The following is an 18,768-nucleotide window of genomic DNA, read 5'->3' on the forward strand; positions in this document are numbered from 1 at the left end:
CTGCGGAATCGACGCCCTACGGCCACGACCCGGCGCGACCCTGCCCAGATCGGCCAGCCCACGCTCGGCGAACTCCGACCGCCACGCCCGCACCGTCACCCGGGTCACCCCAGCCAGCACCGCATTGTCGGCGTTGGACATCCCGTCCGCGGCCCGCAGCAGCACCTGCGCCCGCTGCACCAGCCGATGCTCGACCGTACGCGACTTGGCAAGAGACTCCAGCAGTTCCCGCTGGCCGGGTTCGAGCACCAGTGGTGCGGCAGAACGTGTCACGTCCAGAGCCTACTAAAACGGCTAGCTATTTGCGAGACACAACACTAGTTCGACGGCGTAGTCGACGTTCGCCTTGGCAATCTTGAACAGCCACTGGCTGATGAACTCCGACTTCAGCACGGATTCGTCGACGGCGGCCTTCTGCTTGACGGCCTTGGCGTTGTAAGCGCTCGCCGCGTCGCCGGTCCACTTGGCCAAGTTCTCGTCGACTGGTTCCGTGGTGACGAATGACAGGTCGGAGACGGGCCTCTTCACGTCGTTGACCCACCGAAAGCTGATATTGATCAACGAGAGCACCGGCAGTTGATGCTCCAGGGCCCGATCGACCTGGTCGAGGACGGCGTTCAGAGCGCTGCGGGTGGCGTCCAGGTTGTGCTTGATCCACCAGAGCGCCGCCGGTCCGAGGAGCCACTTCCACTCTTTGACCTGGTCGACGATCTCGTTGAACTTGCCGACGGCGGTGTCGATGCCCGAGCGGATCTGGTCGAAGGCCATGTTGAACGGCTCGCCGTACTCGAGGTCGGAGTTTCCAGGCTGCATCGGGTGTTCGTGTCCTTCGTCGTCAGACGGTGTAGATCTTGTTGAGGTCGAGGGCGACTACCTCGTCGGCGCGGTCGTATTCGTCGGCGATGCGCCGGAGCGCTCCGCCGATCTGCTCGAACTCGGTGACGGCCCGCCGAGGATGTCGATCATGAAGGTGTGGAAGTCCCGGTACGCCACCGAGTGGATGAGGACGTTCGCGTCGCCGATGAAGAAGGCCGATGCGTCGAGGTGAAGCTGCTCGGCTGTGCTTTTGATAGCGGCGATCTGGTCGGACAGCTTCAGCCACTTGCCGCCCTCGTCGCGGACGGCGTCGGTGATGACGTTCAGTTCGTTCATGCGTGCACCTCAGGATCGGTTCCGGGAGCGGGCCAGGGTGTAGGTCCGGAACAGGGATCGGGCCTCGAACTGCACCTGGCCCGCATCCATGCGTGCGATGCGGCCGACGTCCTGCGTGATGGCTACGATGCTCCCGCCGCGCAGACGTAGCGCCAGGGAACCGTATGGGCTGGAGATTGCCTGCTCGGCCTCGACGTTCGGCTCCTGGGTTAACCGTTGGAGGTCCGCGTCGATCTCGTGCAGAGTGCGCCAGGTTCGGCGAAGCCAGAGGTGCTCGTCGACTTCCTGATCTTGAGCGGCGCCGGAGGCCGGCGTCGCCGGCGGTGGTGCGTCCTGGTCCGTCTGCAATTCTTGTAGCGCGGTCGCCTCAAGTGCGGTGTGCAGTGCCGCGGTGTAGGCCTGAAAGAGTGCGTCGGCGAGTCCGCCCACGCCGAGCTGACGGCGCCAGTCGTGGGCGATGGACACGTCTTCGACGTCGCGATGTGCGTCGATGAGCACCGTGACGGACCCAGTCGAGTCCTTGCCTGTGTGGGTGCCTGGCGTCTGCCGGGAATCCGTCTGCAGGTATGCCTGCTGGGCTTGGGCCCGCAGCTCCACGTCGCTGCCGAGGAAGTCGAGGCTGGCCAGGGACAGGCGTGCGTTCCGTCTGTCTCGCTGCATCGTCCCCCGGGTCCCCTCGCACAACGAGTGCATTATGTGATTCGCCCGTCACGGCGAAGCAGGACCACCGTACGTGAAGACCGCCGGCTCATGGGGTCCCGTAGATGCCGGACCCTCTGCTCCGGCGGCAGGAGACCAGGATGCGGTTTCAGAGATAGTGGCATCCGGGGTGGGCTGCGTCGAGGTGGTTCTAGCCAGAGGGTGGACGGGCAGAAGAGGTTCCCGGGCTAGTCATTGGCTGGAGCCTGATGCCGCCGGGGAGGAAGACTTCGGTCTGCGGGAGATAGCCGTTGCGGCTGAAGAGGCGGCGGGACGCGGGCGGGACTTCTGCCATGGCCGGCAGGCCGATGCGGTCGAGTCGTTGGCGGTGGTAGGCGAGCAGGGTGTCACCGAGGCCTTGGCGCTGGTGTGCCGGCAAGACGGCGAGGGTGGCGAGGTGACAGTGGGGTGTGCCGGGGCGGTTGCTGTGGAGATATGCCTCGAACAGGTCGAAGGGTTTCGTGTCAGGCCCGGCGGCGGCGCGGAGGCGTTGCTGGTATGGGGCTGGTGGGGGGATGGGTCGGTAGCGGTGGAAGGTGACAGTGGCTGCGGTGAGGTTGTCGGTGACGTGACTTCGCCGAAGAACAGGGCGTGTTCGACCCAAATTTCCAGCACGTCGGTGAGGATGCGCCTGGAATGGTGCTCGTCGGGCACGAGCCAGGCGCCGAGTGGCTGGGTGTGAAGCGCGTCGGCGGTGAGGGCGGCGACGGCGTGTTTGTCGGCCCACCGGGCCGGGCGGATGCGGGGCAGGGCGTACGGCACGAGGCGTAGATCCTTTGTGCGTGGTGTCAGCGGTAGGCGGCGGTGGCGAGGTCGCCGATGGTGGCGTCGACGGCGGTGGTGATGTCCCGTACCGCCTGGTAGTGCTGGTCGCGATCGCCGTCAGGTGTGTGGTGACCGTGGTGGTGTCGTGGTCGAGGTAGAGGTGTTCGGCGAGTCCGAGGACTGCGGTGAGGCCGGCGAGGGCGGCGGTGTGGTTGTCGGGTTGTTCCCGGCCGGCGATCAGGTAGCGCAGCCGGGATCGGGCGACGACTGCCCATTTGCTGTCGGTGGCCTGGTAGGTGTCGGTACGGAGGAGGCCGCCGAGACGTCGCCGGCTGTGTTGACGCAGGATGCCTGCGGCGACGAGCCCGGCTCGGGTCCGGTCGTACATGTCGGTGGAGGAGGTCCGAAGCCACATCTTCAGCGGCGGAGAAGCGTGGCGGATGGAGGCGAGAGCGGAGTCGGCGATCAGGTCGCCGACGGGTTTGTCGGTGTGCAGGCGGATGCGCCGGTCGGTGCCGGGCCGGGCGCCGTCGCGGGGGCCGAGGTGGATGCGTCCGGCGAGGAACAGGTCGATCAGCACGGCGCCGGCGAGGCCGAGAGCGAGGGCCCGCTGGTGCAGGTGGAGTTCACCGGTGTCGTCGTCGTGGCTGAGCAGGTAGAGCTCGTCGCGCAGCGGCAGGCGGGGCAGTGGGAGGCTCATCGGCTGCCCTCCTGCTGTGCGGCGGTGAGCCGCTGCAACCGGCCGTGCGTCCCGTCGTACGGGGCGGCGGCTGCGGGTAGTAGCGCCTTGTCGGCTGCGGCCAGGACGGTGTAGTTCGGGTCGCAGACGTTGCCGATGGGCGCCCGGCCTATCTGGGAGACAAGCTGGTAGGCGTCGAGGACGTGCAGTCCGGTGAGCCGGCTGGTCCAGCCGACGAGGTCGTGGTGGGCGATGCGGTAGGCATCTTCGAGGGGTCGGGCGCATCCCACGGACATGATCGACGTGTCCGTTTCCAGCCGTGGCCACAGGGTGGGTTCGCCCTTGATAACGTCGACGATGAGGGTGGCGGTGGCCGCGATCTCGATGCCGGCGCCGCAGGCTTCGCCGTCGCCTTGGCGGGCGTGGGCGTCGCCGAGGGCGAGCATCGCCCCGTGCACGTTGACCCCGAGGTAGACGGTGGTTCCGGCGCGTACCTGCGGGGTGTCGAGGTTGCCGCCGTGGATGTCGCCGACGATCGTGCAGCGGGCTTCGAATCCGCCGGGGGCGACGCCGATCGTGCCGATCATCGCCTCGAGGGGCAGGTCAATGCTGTGGTCGCTGTCCGTCGCTGCGAACCGCACGGTGCCGGCGCGCCGGTCAATGCGATACACCCATACCCGTTCCTCGAGGGGCGGCTGGAGGGTGGCGGTGTGCGTGGTGGAGGTCAGCGCCCCGAAGTGCGGGAAGGTCGTCGAGATTCCCCAGTCCCTGGCCGGGACGATGGAGCAGATGTGCACGGCGAGGGTGTCGCCGGGCTCGGCGTCTTCGACGAAGAACGGGCCGGACACGGGGTTGAGGTAGGGCATGCGGCATGTCTGCGAGGGGAGATCGGCCGGTCCGCGGACCAGGCCGCCGAAACAGTCCTCGGTGAAGACCTGCAGCATGTCACCGGAGCGCAGGTGCGCCACCGGCATCCGGCCGCCGAAGGTGTAGGCCAGCTCGTCGCGGACCGGCCGGTACACGATCTTGCCCATGGCGCTCACACCCGCTCGATGTCGCGCCGCAGCGGCTGGACCGGCGCCAGTCCGGACAGCGCCGGCCGGCGGCCGGTCACGTAGAGGCCGGCGAGGACGAGCACGCCGAGGGCGAGCCAGGCCAGCCCCAGACGCTGCGCGGCGATGTTGGCGTTGATCAGCACGTAGGCGAGGATCACGAACCCGGCCGCCGGCATGACGAGATGCGCCCACCAGTGGTGGCTTCGGCGGCGGACGAGGTGATGCACGACCACCGAGACGTGCAGGACGAGGAAGGCGACCATCGCCCCGAAGTTGATCAGCGACGACAGCAGGGTGATCCCGTCTGTGCGGGTGCCCATGTAGAGGCCGAGGATCAGGGACACCGCGCCGGTGAGCAGGGTGGCGTTGATGGAGACGCTGCGTCGCAGCGACACCTTCGCCAGAAAGCCGGGTAGCTGCCGGTCGCGGGCCATCGCGTACAGCAGCCGGGAGGTGGCGACTTGCGCGACCATCGAGTTCGGCAGCCCCCAGGCAATGGCCGTCGAGACGGCGCACAAGGTGGCCAACCAGCCTCCACCGGCCACGGCGGCGGCGTGGTAGAAGGCGGTGCCGTTCGGATCCCCCTGGGCGAGGAGCGTGCCGGAGTCGGGGATGAGCATCGCGGCCAGCCACGTCTGCGCGATGAACAACACCCCCGCCAAGATCAGGACGGCGGCCATCGCGCGGCCAATCTGCCGGGAGCCGCCCTTGGTTTCCTCGGCCAGCATGCTGATGCCGTCAAAGCCGAGGAAGGACAGCACCGCTATCGACACCGCTCCCGCCAAGAGGGGCCAGGTGAAGGTGTCGGCGTTGTAGAACCCATCCCAGTTGAGCCGGCCCCTGCCCGAGGCGAGGGCCCAGCCGGCGACGGCCAGGAAGATCGCCAGGATGATCAGTTCGCCGACGAGCATGACTCGGGTGACCATCGCGGTCATTCGGATGCCGACCGAGTTGACGATCGTGTTGACCGCGACGAACCCGAGCAGCCACAGCCAGACCGGAACCGTCGGGACCGTGGCGTGCATCGCCACCGACGCCACGAGATAGAGCAGGCCTGGCACCAGCACGTAGTCGAGGAGAATCACCCAGCCAGCCAAGAAACCGACCGGCGCGCTGATGCCGCGGCCCGCATAGTTGTAGACGCTTCCCGCAATGGGGAACGCCTTGACCATCTGCGCGTACGAGAACGCGGTGAACACCAGCGCCACCACGCCGACCGCGTACGCCAGAGCCACCATGCCGCCGGAGCCGGCGTACACGCTGCCGAAGATCGCCATGGGCGCGATCGGCACCATGTACACCAGCCCGTACGCGACCAGGTCCCGGAACCGCAGCCTCCGGGCCAACTCCTGGCGATAGCCGTAGCGCCCCAATTCCTCCTGTAGTTGCATCGGACCCTTCCATTGAGGTCGTTATCGGGGGACGGAGCATTGATTGCTGCGCCGCCCGTGAATGGCCTTTCCGCTCTGAATGGTGTCTCGATTCGAATGGCTTGGTCGATACCGAAGATGCGGACAATAACTGTTGTCCGCATCGACGTTGCCTCCGCGAAAACGAACGGGCCGGCGGGCAGTTTGCGAGGCCGACATCCAGCGGCAGGGGCAAGGCGCCCGGGCGTAGAGTCGCCACGTCTGAGCACTCGCGCCGGCCCGGAGGACCGAGAGACTTCCTGGCCTTGCCGGTGCCCCGGCGACTGGTTGACGAGCCCGCCGTCGTCCGGTCGCGCGTGGAAGCTGTTCGAGGAGGACCCGTGAGGCTGGCGGACAGGAACGCTGAAGTGTCGGTGGACGACGCCGTCCGCGCCTCGGTGACCTATGACCAACTGCGTACCGGTGATGACGGCCTGTACTGGCTGGAGACTCGCCCCGACGCCGGCGGGGGTACGACGGTGACGCGTTGGCGGCCCGGCGAGGGCAAGCGTGATGTCAGTCCGAAGGGCTTCGATATCGCCAGCGGCGTTCACGCGTACGGAGGCGGATCATTCGCTGTCGCCGAGGGGACATTCTGGTGCGTTGGCGGAGATGGCCTCTACCGGAGCCGTCGTCACGGCGGGGAACTCGAATTGGTCAGCCATGGATGCTTCGGTGACCTGACGATCGGTGACGGCGAGTTGTTGGCTGTGCGGGAGTCGGGGCAGGGTGACGAACTCGTCGCGGTGTCGCTCACCGGTGCTCCGCAGGTGCGGACTCTCGCCTCGTCCCGCGGGTTCCTCGGTGCGCCTCGGTCGGGTCTGGGTTGGTTGGCCTGGACCGCGTGGAGCGAGCGCGACATGCCCTGGGATGCGTGTGAGGTGTGGGTGGCCTCCTACTCGCCGCGTGGTTCGGTCGAGCGCGCAGTAAGACTGGCTGGCGGTCCGGATGAGTCTGCGGTGGAGCCGCGGTGGGGACCCGACGGGGCGTTGTACTTCGTGTCGGACCGCAGTGGCTGGTGGAACCTCTACCGATGGAACGGCCACCGGGTGGAGGCGGTGGCACCGATCGCGGGTGAGTGCGCCGCGGAGCCGTGGGAGCTGGGTTACGCGTCGTACGGCTTCCTCGACGATGGCCGGATCGTCGTGGCGGTGCAGGAGGGGCCGCGACACCGCATTGTTGTCATCGAGAGCGACGGCACTGTCCGCCCGGTCGACTTTCCGTACACGTCGATCAAGCCGTACCTGGCCGTTCGAGGGATGACGGTGGCGTTGATCGGATCGTCACCGACCGCAGCCCCGCAGGTCGCGCTGATCGACCTGGCTGACGCCGATCCCCAGGTGGAGGTGCTTGCCAGGTCGGAGCACGCCGGACTCGACGGGGCGCGAGTTTCGACGCCGATGGAGCTGCGCGTTCAGGTGGCGAGTGGTCGGGAGGTGCTTGCTCTGGTGTATCCGCCGACGGGCTCGGCTGCGGACTGGCGGGCACCGGTGATCGTTCGGGCGCATCCTGGGCCTACCGCCTCCTGTCTGCTGCGCTTGGACTGGCAGGCGCAGTTCTTCACCAGTCGCGGGTTCGCCGTCGTTGATGTCGACTACCTGGGTAGCACCGGGTACGGCCGGGTGTTCCGGGAATCGCTGTACGGCCGGTGGGGTCTGGACGATGTCGATGACTGCGCGGCGGTGGCGGTTCACCTGCTGTCGACGGGGCGGGCGGTGGCGGGGCAGGTGTTCATCCGTGGTGCCAGCGCCGGCGGATACACCGCGTTGCACGCGGTGGCACAGGACGGCCCGTTCGCCGCCGCTACCGCCGTGTCGGCGATCGTGGATCCTGACCGGTGGGTGGAGACGGTGCCTCGGTTCCAGCGGGCGCACGCGATGCGGCTGCGAGGTGGTGCCGGCCGAGTCCGTGCCGCCACAGTCCAACGGCCGGTGCTGCTCATTCATGGCACCGCCGACGAGGTGGCCGTGGTCGAGGATGTACGGGAACTCGCCCACGAGTTGAGCTCTCTCGGCATGGCGCCCGAGGTGTTGTTCCTCCCTGACGTTGGTCACTATGTGGCGACGTCCCGTCGAGCAGGCGCGGCGCTGGAGGCGGAGCTGGCTCACTACCGCTCAGTGATGGCGGATGCGGCCAACGATCAACAGGGGTTACACAGCGGCCAGCGGTAGCCGATGACGCACGTACTCGCCGAACTCGCGGACCTCCGGCTCACACCGGTAGGGCTCAAGGTCAGCCTGTACCTCGACAATGCGCTGCAGGCAGCGGTGTGAGGTAGTTCGTGCGGCGTGGTCAACTGCCTGGCGTGCGGCGGCGCAGGCTTCGTCGATGCGGCCGGCGGCGGCCAGTGACGAGGCCAGGAGCGCGGTGTCGATGGCGAGTCGCCGGACGTGGGTGGGGCTCAGCGCGGTGAGGGCGTCGCCCAGGTGCCGTTGGGTTTGCCGCGGTCGGCCCAGGTCGTGGAAGCAGTGGGCGATCTCATCGGCGAGGTACGCCGCGTCGAAGTACCGGATCCACGCTGGCTCGTCCTCGGGCTTGCTGCGGGCCAGTTGCTTCTCCGCCATGTCGAGGTGGGTCAGGCATTCGCCTTCGCGTCCAAGGCGGGCGTGCGTGCGCGCCACCACCGCGTGCAGCGCGGCTGCCACAGCGGGCGTCGCCTGGGTCTCGCTCCCTCTCACCGCCGTCAGCGCCATCCTCCGTGCCGGCTCGGGGTGCCCGCAGTGCAGTGCGAGGTGGCCGATGTTCACGGCGAGCAGGTAGCTGCCGTACAGGCGGTCGGCGGCGGCTTCCGTCAGACGTAGAGCGCGAAGGTAGCGGCGTTGGGCGAGGCCATGGGCGCCGGTGTCGACCGCCTGGTACCCGCAGAGCTCGAAGAATCCCGCCGCCAGCGTGTAGAGGTGCCGGCCGACCGCCTCGGAGGTGGGGGTGCTCGCCAGCAGCCGGTTCAGTTCGCCTTCGACGTACCGCTGCACCTGAACGTGGACTCGTCCGGCACCGTAGGTGTGGTCCAACTGCCGGAACATCGCCAGAGCGGTCTCCGCCAAGTGAAGATCCTCTTCGTCAACCTGGTCAGGCGAGCCGGGTCGTCCGGCCACGGACAGGCGGGGTCCCGCCGCAGCGTTCAGCCAGTCCAGCGCGGCGCGGTCAAGAACGCCTGGCTGAAACGGAACACGGACGACCATGTCCGCCACCCCAGGCGTCTCCGCCGATTGGATGGGCAGCAGGGTGTCGACGTTGCTAGAACCGCTCGGCGAAGTTGGCCGCATACCCTCATTGGCGCGACTTCCCTCAAGAAGCGGTAGCAGGCGGGTCAAGGCCCCTCCGGTCGCCAGCGCCCTGTCGCAGGCTTCAACGAATTCCCGTGACGGGAAACGGTCCGCCGTCTCGACCCGACGCACCAGGTCGGCGCTGAAGCGGATCATCGCGCCGAGTCGCGCCTGCGAAAGGTTGGCCCGCTCCCGCAGCCGACGCAACTCGGCACCGAAGAAGTGGCGCTCGGACAGGGACGGCTGGAGCATCCGCGGGGTCTGGCCCATAGCACCGCCTCCTCAGACTGTTCGCACCACCACGGCGATGAGCAGCATGGATGTCGCGCACATAGGGTCACTCAGTGTTCAGCGCGGCGCAACCAAGAACACCGAGATGCGTAGGTGCGGGTGACGCTGGTCGACGGCCCACATGCGGACAACCGCTTCGTCCGCATGCTCGGCATTCACTCCACCGACTCGACGGGCGAGTGTGGAGACGGGCGGTGGCTACTCGTCAGATCCGCCCCTGACTTGAACTTGCGCGGGAGGTTGCAGTGGAGCAGGAGATCGTTCCGCCGCCGTGATCTTGACTCACGCCGGCTGCGCCCTCGGCCTTGCCACCGTGCGAGCGATCATGCGGACGAGCATCCGCGCATATGGCTAGGGCATCTAGGCGCGCCAGCAGGATGCAACCTTCGACCGGCACCACATCGACATCAGACTTCCATGTGACTTGGCGAGTCCAGCGGCTTGAGGCGCTGTTGAGCCGAGAAGAGCGGAACGGCGGGCCATCCGATCGGGAGGCCCTGATGGAAAGGGGAAGCACCCGAATGAGTGTCGATACGGCGAGCGGCGAGGACCTCCATGCCGCAATGGTCGATCAGCTCGTCGCTGATCAAGCGGCGAAAGGGCTGATCATGCGGCCCGAGGTGGAGGCGGCGCTACGGTCCGTGCCACGCCATCTGTTCGCTCCGGATGCCGCGTTGACGGAGGCGTACCGGGCCGACCAGGCGGTGGTGACCAAGCGGATCGGCGACGAGGCGGTCAGCTCGGTGTCGGCGCCGTGGCTCATCGCGGAGATGCTTGGTCAGGCAGTCGACGCCATCGACGGCGGGTTGCCCGGCCGGCACGTCGTCGAGATCGGCTCCGGCGGGTACAACGCCGCGCTGCTGCGCGAGCTGGTCGGCCCGTCGGGCTCGGTCACGACCGTAGACATCGATCGCGAGGTGACCGACCGGGCCACCGCCTGCCTCACAGCGGCTGGTTACGACGACGTGGCGGTGGTGTGTGCGGACGCCGAGCAGCCGATCGGCCCGGGCCACTCCTACGATCTGATCATCGTCACGGTCGGGGCGTGGGACGTTCCCCCGGCTTGGACCGCGCAGCTCGCCGAGAACGGAACGCTGGTCGTACCGCTGCGGACGTTCGGGATGACCCGCTCGTGGGCGATGCGTCGGACGGGGGACCGGCTGGTCAGCCACAGCCAGCGGTTGTGCGGGTTCGTGTCGATGCAGGGCGCCGGGGCGCATGAGGTGCGGTACGTCGACATCGCTGACGGGGTGCACCTGCGGCTGGACGAGGACCAGCAGGTCAATCGCCACGCTGTCGGTGAGCTGTTGGCGCAGCCGCAGACGCAGGCATGGGCCGGGGTGAGCCTGCCCCCTCGTACCGTCCTGGCTGATCTCGACCTGTGGTTGGCGGCCCGCATCACCGATGCGGGACAGCAGTTTGTTGTTCTCACGGCTCAGCAGGAGGCGGTCGATGCGGGCGTCGTCGCCCCGGCGTGGCGCTTCGGCACACCGGCCGCCCTCGACAACGGCGCGTTCTGCTACCGCTCGACGCTGCGCTGGAACGACGACGACATGTTCGACCTGGGTGCTTGTGCGCATGGGCCCGATGCCGCGGCGGCGGCCGGTCGGATGGTCGGACAGATGCGCGCGTGGCTGGATGCGGGCAGCCCCTCGCCGGTGCTGCACGTCCTGCCCGCTGGTACTCCCGACGGCGACCTGCCGGCCGGGACGGTGTTGGACAAGCGGCACTGCCGCTTCGTCCTCACCTTCACCCCCGCATAGAAGGGAACGCACGTGAACGAAATCGACGCCTCGGAGTTCGCCCTGGACGTCAGCCTGGTCGACGCCGGCCCCACCGCGGGCGGCTACGCCACCGCCACCGACGACGGGTGCGGCTCGGGCAACACCGGTTCCAACGCCTGCACCACGAAGTGCGACGGCGGCAACTGACCCATCCGTTCCTCTCATGATCGGGCCCGGCGTCGAGCGCGCCGGGCCCGTCGATTCGGTGGTGCCTCATGGTTCCCGCAGCTGGTGCGGCGCTGATCAGAATCGCCGCCTACCCAAAGGGCCTCGTGCTGCCTGCCTGGCCCGATTTGGCCCTCGGTTATCCGGATCAGTGGCGCGAGTGGCTGGACACGACGTGGACGCTGCCCGGGTTCGCGGCGGCCGTCGCCTGCGCGGCGCCGCAGCTGGCCGACCAGATCCAACGGGCTCTGAGCGGTGAGCCGATGTCACTGCAGCGGCTGCGGCGCCTGGTGCAGTCAGCGGTCCGGTACCTGCTGCGCTGGACCACCCGTGCGACCCCGTTCGGCACGTTCGCCGGCGTGGCCCCGGTCCAGTTCGGCGCTCGCGCGTCGGTCCGCCTGGGCGAGGCCCATCGTGCGGTCTCCCGCCCCGACGGCCAATTCGTCGCCGAGCACACCGCGCGGGCCGAACAGGACCTGACCACGCTGCGCACCGTCGCGGTGGTGACGAACTCGTTGGGATACCGGCGCGGCGACAGGTGGGTGCTGCCCTGTGCCCACGCCAGCGCCGATCGGCGGTGGGACGTCGAAATCCGCCTGACCGGACCGATCCGGGCTGCGATCCAGGCGGCGCGGTCCCCGGTTAGGTTCGCCGAACTCGCCGCGACGATCGCCGGGCCCGCCAGCATCGCCGCCGCCGAGCGGCTGCTGGTCGAACTGGTCCGCAACGGCGTGCTGCTGTCGGCCCTACGCCCACCCATGACCGCCACCGACCCGGCCGCACACGTCACCCGCCACCACGCCGTCACGGCACCGGGCAACCGAGTCGCCGTCGATCTACGCGCCGACATCGCGGTGACTCTGCCCCCGCCGGTACTGCACGAGGCGGAGCGGGCCGCGTCGACACTCGCGGCGGTAGCGCCGCCGTATGCGGCCGGATGGACCGAGTACCACAACGCGTTCATCGAGCGGTGGGGTCCAGGAGCGGCTGTTCCCATCCGTGAGGTGCTGAACGTGCTGGGGTTTCCGGCTGGCTACCGGGGATCCACTCGTCGCGCCCCAGCGCTGTTCACCAGCCGCGACCGGCTGCTCGGACAGCTCGCGCAGCAGGCCGCACTCGACGGCTGCGCCGAGGTGGTGCTCGACGACGCGCTGATCGACCGGCTGCGCGGGGATGACGACCGGCCGCCGATTCCGCACACCGAACTGCGGTTCGCCCTCGCCGCCGACGCCCCGCACGATCTGGACCGCGGCGCGTTCACCCTGACGGTACTCAGCGGGTCCCGCCACGCCGGCGTCGCCGCCGCCCGGTTCCTGCATCTGCTCACCCCCGCCGAACTCGCCGGATTCGAGCAGGTTTACCGGCATCTGCCGACCGCCCTGCCCGGCGCGGCCACGGTGCAGCTGTCCGGACCCCCGCTGGACGCCCGTCTCACCGCAGTGGCCCGGACGCCCGAGCTGCTTCCCGTCCTTCCTGTCGGCGACTTCCACCCGGCACCGCCGTGCACGGTCGAGGATCTGGGGGTGACCGGCGACGGCCGCCGGTTGTGGCTGGTATCGCTGGACACCGGTCAGCCTGTCGAACCGCTGCTGTTCAACAGCGTGCTGCTGCCCACGCTGCAGCAGCCGCTGATGCGGTTCCTGACCGAGATCTGGACCGCGTGGACGGCACCGTGCAGCCGGTTCGACTGGGGACACGCCAGCGGCCTGCCGTTCCTACCTCGCCTGCGGCGCGGACGCACCATCGTGCACCCCGCCCGCTGGATCATCGACCACACCACGCTTCCCGCTCCGAGCACCGCATGGCCGCAGTGGCGCGCCGCCTGGCAGCGACACCGCCACCAGCGGCACATCCCCCAGCAGGTCCTTGTCGGCGACGACGACATCCGCCTACGCCTCGATTTGGACGACCACGCCCACCTGACGGTCCTCCGCGACCACCTCGACCGACATCCCCGCACCGCGATCACCGAGGCTCCAGAGCCAGCGGGCTGGATCGACGACCGCCCCGCCGAACTCCTGCTCACCCTCACCCACCCCGCGCCAGCCGCCCGACCAGCCCGACCAGCCCGAACCCCCACCACTGTTCAGCACTGGCCTGGGCGGTCACAGTGGCTGCAGGCACACCTCCACGGTCGGCTCGACGACATCTTGACCGACCTCGCCGGCCGCGCCGCTGACCACCTACCGACCGGCTGGTGGTTCCTGCGGTATCCCCACCCCGAGCCGCACCTGCGGCTGCGCATCCCAATTCCGGACACCGGCCGGTTCGCCGACACCGCCCGCCATCTCGCCGGCTGGGTGCAGCACCTGCACGATGACGCCCTCGTACACGACTACAGCCTGCACCCGTACCGCCCCGAAACCCGCCACGGTGCCGCAGCGACCCTCGCCGCCGCCGAGCGGGTGTTCGCCGCCGACTCCCGTGCCGCCCTGCACAGGCTCACCGGCGACCGACAAGCCACCACCGCCGCCGGGATGATCGCCATCGCCGACGGGTTCACCGGCGACGGGCCGCGCTGGCTCGCCACCCACGTCGCCCACCGGACCGGTCCCCGCCTCGACCCCGCCCAGCTCAAACATGCCCGACGCCCAGTGCATGACGAGCGACTCGCGGCAGCGCTGGCCGCCTACCGGTCGTTGGTCGTCGATGACGGACTTGACCCCGACGAGGTGCTGGGTGACCTGCTGCACCTGCGCCACGCCCGCATGATCGGTGTCGACCTCGCCTCCGAACGGCACTGCCTGCGGCTGGCCCGAACCATCGCCCGCACCACCCTCGCCGGGCGTAAGCCGTGACCGCGGGACAGTCCCTCGCCGACGGCGCGGCGGGCATCGCACTGCTGCACCTGGAAACCGGCAACCGGACCGCAGCGTACGAGGCACTGCGCGACGCCAGCGCCGGTGGCGTGAGCATCGCCGAGGGGGCCAGCCTCTTCTACGGCGCTCCCGCGCTCGCGTTCGTCCTCGCCACCACCGACCACCCGGGCCTGGCCCAGGCACGAGCGGCCACCGCCCACGGCACCGCCACGGTGACCCGCCGACGGCTCGACGCCGCCCACCGCCGCATCGACCGACACCAGCAGCCGCACTACGCCGAGTACGACCTCATCCGCGGGCTGACCGGGCTCGGCGTCGTTCTACGCCGGCTCGGCGATCACGACCTGCTCCGTCAGGTCCTGGACTACCTCGTCCGGCTGACCGAACCGCGAGGCGAGCTGCCTGGCTGGTGGTGCTGGAACGGGCCCGAACGCCGCCAGGCACTGCCCGTCGGCGGTCACGCGAACTTCGGCATGGCCCACGGCATCATCGGCCCGCTGGCGCTGCTCGCCCTGACCCTCTGCGACGGCATCACTGTCGCCGGACACACCACGGCGATCAACCGCATCAGCCGATGGCTGGACGCCTGGCAGCAGCAGACCGGCGGTGCGATCTGGTGGCCGCAAACCATCACCCTCACCGACCTACGCCGCGGGCCACCGGCCCAACAAACCCCGCTGCGGCCGTCCTGGTGCTACGGCACCCCCGGCATCGCCCGCGCCCAGCAACTCGCCGCACACGCCCTGCACGACATCACACGCCAGCATCTCGCCGAGACCGCATTCACCACTTGCGTCACCGACCCCGAACAACTCCGTCGGCTCACCGACCGAGGCCTGTGTCACGGCACCGCCGGACTGTTGGCCACCGCCCGCCGCATCGCTTCCGATGCCCTCACCCCCATACCCCTCGATCTCGTCAACGATCTCCACCGGCAGGCCACCCCCACCACCAATGAGCCCGAAGGGCTGCTCGACGGGAAGGCAGGAGCCGACCTTGTCACCGCCGCCGCCACCGCCTGGGACGCCTGTCTCCTTCTCACCTGACGAAAGAGCCGTTGTGGACCACACCCCCTGGCATCAGATCAACATCACCTTCCCCGGCCAGACCGCCCGCGAGCGCGAGCAACAGGCGGTCGCCCACCTCAGCCGAGTGCTTCCCGCCGCCGAGACCGCCGGCCTGATCACCTGCTGGTGGTTCATCCGCAAAGGCGCCTGGCGCATCCGTTACCTCCTCACGAACAGCCCAGACAGCGGAGACCAGGCCCGCCGGCTACTCACCGATGGCGCCACCTGGACCGGCGACATCTACGAACCCGAAACTCACGCGTTCGGCGGCCACGACCCCATGATCACCGCGCACACGCTGTTCCACCACGACAGCCGCCACCTTCTCACCCACCTTCACCAGCACCACACCACCCGGCGCGAACACTCCCTCATCTTGTGCACCGCCCTGATGCGCGCCGCAGCACTGGACCTCAACGAGCAAGGCGACGTATGGGCACAAGTCGTCGAGCACCGCGCAGCACACCTCAACCAAGCACCCACAACCGATGCCCGCAGGTGGGAGAGCTTCACCGGAGACGTTCGGAGCCTGCTGCTCGGCGCGCCTCGCGCCACCGGCGACTGGCACGCCGCGTTCGAGAACGCTGGCGCAGCCCTACATCGCCAACGGGAACGGGGCAGCCTCACCCGTGGCCTACGGGCAGTAATCGCACTGCACGTGATCTTTCACTGGAACAGGCTCGGCCTACCCGCCACCACCCAAGCCACCCTCGCCCAAGCAGCCCAGGAAGCCATCTTCGGTCTGCCCGATCCGCGCCTGCCGGACCGCGGGTAGACGCATCAGGAATGAGAGGAGGAAGGCGCCATGCCCGAGAAGGTGATTACCAACAAGGTTCTCTGCTACGTCGTGCGGGACGGGCACTTGCTCGTCTTCCGGCACACCGCCTTCAGCTACGAGGAGGTGGGCATCGAGGTTCCGGGCGGCAGCGTCCGGCCGGGTGAGGACCCGGCGGACGCGGCGCTGCGCGAGGCCCGCGAAGAGACCGGACTGAGGGGCTTCAGCGTCGTGCGCAAGCTGGGGGAGGTCGAGTACGACATCAGTCCGCTCCGCTTCGAGATCCAGCGTCGCCACGTCTTTGAGCTGGCGCTGCACGGGGCGACGCCCGAGCGCTGGGCGAGCCAGGAAGACCACGACGGCGAGCGGGAGCCCACCCGGTTCGAGTGCTTCTGGATACCGCTACGGGCCGCGCACGTCCTGCAGTCCGGCCAGGGTGCCCTCGTGGGCCGGTTGTTCGACTGACTAGGAATCCCAACAGCGGCAACCAGGGGAACCAATGCGGGAAGACGAACTGCGGGATCTGGTCCAGCGCAGCCCGTGGCTGGTGCGGGCGCTGGGCGTCGTTCGGGACTCCGGCCTGCCGGACGCCTAGATTGGCGCGGGCGCCATCCGCGACCTCGTCTGGGCCGAGCGGTACGGCGACGGGTTCGACCCGTCATCGGTGTGTGATGTCGATGTTGTCTTCCTCGACCTGGCGGACCTGAGCCGCGGCAACGACGACCGGGCCACTCGGCGGCTGGTGGCGACCTGGTCGGATCCGCCGTGGGAGGCGAAGGACCTGGCCGGCGTGCACACCTGGTATCCGACCAAGTTCGGCGGCGACCCGGTGGCCCCGTTGCGCGCCATCACCGACGCGGTCGCCACCTGGCCCGAATACGCCACCGCCGTGGCCGTACGCCTCGAAGCGCACGGCCAGATCGTGGTCTGCGCGCCGCACGGCCTCGACGACCTGCTCGACGGGGTGTGGCGGCGCAACCCGGCCAGAGTCAGCCCGGAGGTCTCCCGGCAACGACTCGCCCGCCACCGCCCCGCCGAACGCTGGCCCGGCGTCCGCGTCGTGACCTGAGCCAGCGCTCGAAGCCCGCGGATTGCCACCGAGGCGCTCCTGCCGGCCGGCGACTCCGGGACCGGGAGAGCGGACGGCACACCATGATCTTGGATGATGTGCGAGGTGTGCTCTCCAGCGGCTGCCAACCCGGGTCACCCGGTACCAGCGCGGGTTACCGCGGCCGACCGCCGGTCGCAAACCGGGGTTCGTGTGCTCCGGGTGTCCTGGGCTGGGACAACAGGGGTCCGGGTGACGTGGGCGAACGGGATCGTTAGGTCCAGCGCCGTTGCTGTCATCTCGGTCTACTCGGACGACAGCCAGAGGCCGGAAAGAGCCAAGCCATCGGCAACGCCGTCGAGGACCAGGGAGGTGTTTACGCCGGCCGGAGCAACCCGCGGGTCAATGAACCTGGCACAGAAGTGCCGGACGCCGCGCACGGTGACCCTCTGCCGCACCGGGCCCCCGCTCAGCCAGAGGAGATCGCCCTCGCGGATGTCCCCCAGCTCTGGGCGCCCCGTGACCACCACGCCAACACGAGGAACCGTGAAGGAGTCAGCGATGAGCATCCGAGTCACAGTCACCTCCTTCACAGAGTCTCGGCCCCTGCTTTGCAGAGATCAAGACTGCTGTCGGCCGGCGTCGGCTACTGCAGCTGACTGCTCGCCTCGTCGGTCGCTGTCGCTCGTCACCTGCCTCCGTGGGCCGGCTTGGCTGTACGGATGGCTGTACGCGCAATTGACGAGCTTGATCGAGAAGCTGAGAAGATGCGGGCATGGTTGCTCCGGATGTGCCCTTGGCGACGCTGGCACGTCGCCACCTACCTGCTGCTGTCGCCGGCGAGTGGATCGCGCTCATCCGGCCTGCCCTGCACCTGCGACCCGCTGAGTCTACGGAGCCCGACGTCGCACGTTTAGGTGGACTTCCCGCTCTTCCCGAGGACGTTTCGTGGCCGCTACGGGAAGGCCACGGGCCGTTGAGCTTTGTCGCGAGCATCGATTGCGGGCAGTTGCCCTCTGATGCGCTCGACATCGCTCTGCCAGCGGAGGGCACTCTCTTGTTCTTCTACCGTCACCCCAGGTGGGACGACGGAACGGTGATCGAGTCGTCCGCACCGGAGACACAGGCAGGCGCTCGAGTGGTCTACCTACCGCCAGGTACGCAGACCGCCGAGCGCGAGCCGCCTGAGGGCGTCCATCAATATCCCCTCGTTCGACTCGCCGCTGATGTCATCGCGAGCGGGCCGGACTGGGAACACCCAGCCCTCCGAGCCGCGCTCGACCGTGTCTCCGACGAGGACCGAGCGTTCATGGATGATCCGATGAACAGTGACCCGTTCCGGATGGCAATGGGCGAACTCAGCCTGGAGCTCGGCCCACAGCACCGGGTCGGCGGCTACGCAGACCCCATTCAGGGCTCGGTCGAGATCGACGTCGCACAAGTGCAGCTCAGTGGCCGGGTGGCATACGACGATCCGGCCCTACATCAGGAAGCGCAGCGATGGACGCTGCTCGCCCAAATTGACAGCGACGACCACGCGGACATGGCGTGGGGTGACCGCGGAGCGTTGTACTGGCTCATCCGCCGCGATGATCTGGCCGCCGAGCGATGGCAGGCGGCATCGTTTACATGGCAGTGCTACTGAGAGGGATCTCCTCGCCGGGCAGTCGCCACACCTTCCAGCCTCCACGGACGGGGACAAGGTGGAGCGCCCTACCGGACTGCGAGCCAGGTCGGAAGAGCTGCTCTGTCGTCTGCTGCTGGATGCCGGCGCAGCCGTCCCCGCGCCAACTG

Annotated in this window: 17 protein-coding genes and 2 pseudogenes; 9 read left to right on the plus strand and 10 right to left on the minus strand. The window is 68.7% G+C overall.

The window, feature by feature from the left end; all coding sequences use genetic code 11:
* From JNW89_RS01625 to JNW89_RS01660, 8 genes and pseudogenes are all read right to left on the minus strand, one after another.
* A partial coding sequence (locus tag JNW89_RS01625) for a helix-turn-helix domain-containing protein (protein ID WP_238447341.1) occupies window positions 1-273 on the minus strand: 273 nt, incomplete at its 3' end.
* A 21-nt stretch (window positions 274-294) separates the two neighbouring features.
* On the minus strand, window positions 295-813 hold the full coding sequence (locus JNW89_RS01630; RefSeq protein ID WP_238447342.1) for a hypothetical protein: 519 nt from the start codon (window positions 811-813) through the stop codon (window positions 295-297).
* 57 nt (window positions 814-870) lie between these two features.
* Complete coding sequence (locus JNW89_RS01635; RefSeq protein WP_238447343.1) at window positions 871-1,152, minus strand: hypothetical protein; 282 nt, start codon at window positions 1,150-1,152, stop codon at window positions 871-873.
* A gap of 9 nt (window positions 1,153-1,161) precedes the next feature.
* Entirely contained in the window at window positions 1,162-1,812 is a 651-nt protein-coding gene (locus JNW89_RS01640; protein WP_238447344.1) for a hypothetical protein, read from the minus strand.
* A 190-nt stretch (window positions 1,813-2,002) separates the two neighbouring features.
* On the minus strand, window positions 2,003-2,578 hold the full coding sequence (locus JNW89_RS01645; RefSeq protein WP_238447345.1) for a GNAT family N-acetyltransferase: 576 nt from the start codon (window positions 2,576-2,578) through the stop codon (window positions 2,003-2,005).
* 61 nt (window positions 2,579-2,639) lie between these two features.
* Window positions 2,640-3,316, minus strand: a pseudogene (locus tag JNW89_RS01650) (GPP34 family phosphoprotein).
* On the minus strand, window positions 3,313-4,329 hold the full coding sequence (locus JNW89_RS01655; protein ID WP_255540271.1) for an acetamidase/formamidase family protein: 1,017 nt from the start codon (window positions 4,327-4,329) through the stop codon (window positions 3,313-3,315). The pseudogene JNW89_RS01650 and the gene JNW89_RS01655 overlap by 4 nt, the downstream one beginning before the upstream one ends.
* Window positions 4,330-4,334: 5 nt before the next feature.
* Window positions 4,335-5,741 (minus strand): APC family permease, encoded by a 1,407-nt coding sequence (locus JNW89_RS01660; RefSeq protein ID WP_238447347.1) that lies wholly within the window; start codon window positions 5,739-5,741, stop codon window positions 4,335-4,337.
* Between the two features lie 1,007 nt (window positions 5,742-6,748).
* Between JNW89_RS01660 and JNW89_RS37480 the strand changes: the two are divergent.
* A pseudogene (locus JNW89_RS37480) lies at window positions 6,749-7,937 on the plus strand (alpha/beta hydrolase family protein).
* Here the strand turns inward: JNW89_RS37480 and JNW89_RS01670 are convergent.
* Window positions 7,910-9,295: a helix-turn-helix transcriptional regulator gene (locus tag JNW89_RS01670; RefSeq protein ID WP_238447349.1), complete on the minus strand. Its 1,386-nt coding sequence runs from the start codon at window positions 9,293-9,295 to the stop codon at window positions 7,910-7,912. The pseudogene JNW89_RS37480 and the gene JNW89_RS01670 overlap by 28 nt on opposite strands.
* Window positions 9,296-9,837: 542 nt before the next feature.
* Here JNW89_RS01670 and fxlM point away from each other — a divergent pair.
* From fxlM to JNW89_RS01705, 7 genes are all read left to right on the plus strand, one after another.
* Entirely contained in the window at window positions 9,838-11,079 is a 1,242-nt protein-coding gene (fxlM, locus tag JNW89_RS01675; RefSeq protein WP_306344786.1) for a methyltransferase, FxLD system, read from the plus strand.
* 12 nt (window positions 11,080-11,091) lie between these two features.
* Window positions 11,092-11,247 carry an FxLD family lanthipeptide gene (locus JNW89_RS01680; RefSeq protein ID WP_238447351.1) on the plus strand — a complete coding sequence of 52 codons (156 nt, stop codon included), beginning with the start codon at window positions 11,092-11,094 and terminating at the stop codon, window positions 11,245-11,247.
* A 68-nt stretch (window positions 11,248-11,315) separates the two neighbouring features.
* The gene (locus JNW89_RS01685) at window positions 11,316-14,063 is read left to right on the plus strand and encodes a lantibiotic dehydratase (RefSeq protein ID WP_238447352.1); all 2,748 of its coding nucleotides are present in this window, start codon (window positions 11,316-11,318) and stop codon (window positions 14,061-14,063) included.
* A complete protein-coding gene (locus JNW89_RS01690; RefSeq protein ID WP_238447353.1) occupies window positions 14,060-15,130 on the plus strand; it encodes a lanthionine synthetase C family protein in 1,071 nt (356 codons plus the stop codon). Before JNW89_RS01685 ends, JNW89_RS01690 begins: the two co-directional genes overlap by 4 nt.
* Window positions 15,131-15,143: 13 nt before the next feature.
* Window positions 15,144-15,926, plus strand: coding sequence for a thiopeptide-type bacteriocin biosynthesis protein (locus JNW89_RS01695; RefSeq protein ID WP_238447354.1), 783 nt, complete (start codon window positions 15,144-15,146; stop codon window positions 15,924-15,926).
* A gap of 30 nt (window positions 15,927-15,956) precedes the next feature.
* Entirely contained in the window at window positions 15,957-16,391 is a 435-nt protein-coding gene (locus JNW89_RS01700; RefSeq protein WP_238447355.1) for an NUDIX domain-containing protein, read from the plus strand.
* Window positions 16,392-16,536: 145 nt separating this feature from the next.
* Window positions 16,537-16,995 carry a nucleotidyltransferase family protein gene (locus JNW89_RS01705; protein ID WP_238447378.1) on the plus strand — a complete coding sequence of 153 codons (459 nt, stop codon included), beginning with the start codon at window positions 16,537-16,539 and terminating at the stop codon, window positions 16,993-16,995.
* A gap of 284 nt (window positions 16,996-17,279) precedes the next feature.
* On the opposite strand, the gene JNW89_RS01710 is transcribed toward JNW89_RS01705, so the two are convergent.
* Window positions 17,280-17,543 (minus strand): hypothetical protein, encoded by a 264-nt coding sequence (locus tag JNW89_RS01710; RefSeq protein ID WP_238447356.1) that lies wholly within the window; start codon window positions 17,541-17,543, stop codon window positions 17,280-17,282.
* 206 nt (window positions 17,544-17,749) lie between these two features.
* Between JNW89_RS01710 and JNW89_RS01715 the strand changes: the two genes are divergently transcribed.
* Entirely contained in the window at window positions 17,750-18,619 is an 870-nt protein-coding gene (locus JNW89_RS01715; protein WP_238447357.1) for a YwqG family protein, read from the plus strand.
* Window positions 18,620-18,768 lie beyond the last annotated feature (149 nt).

The organism is Micromonospora sp. 4G55, from assembly GCF_016803375.1.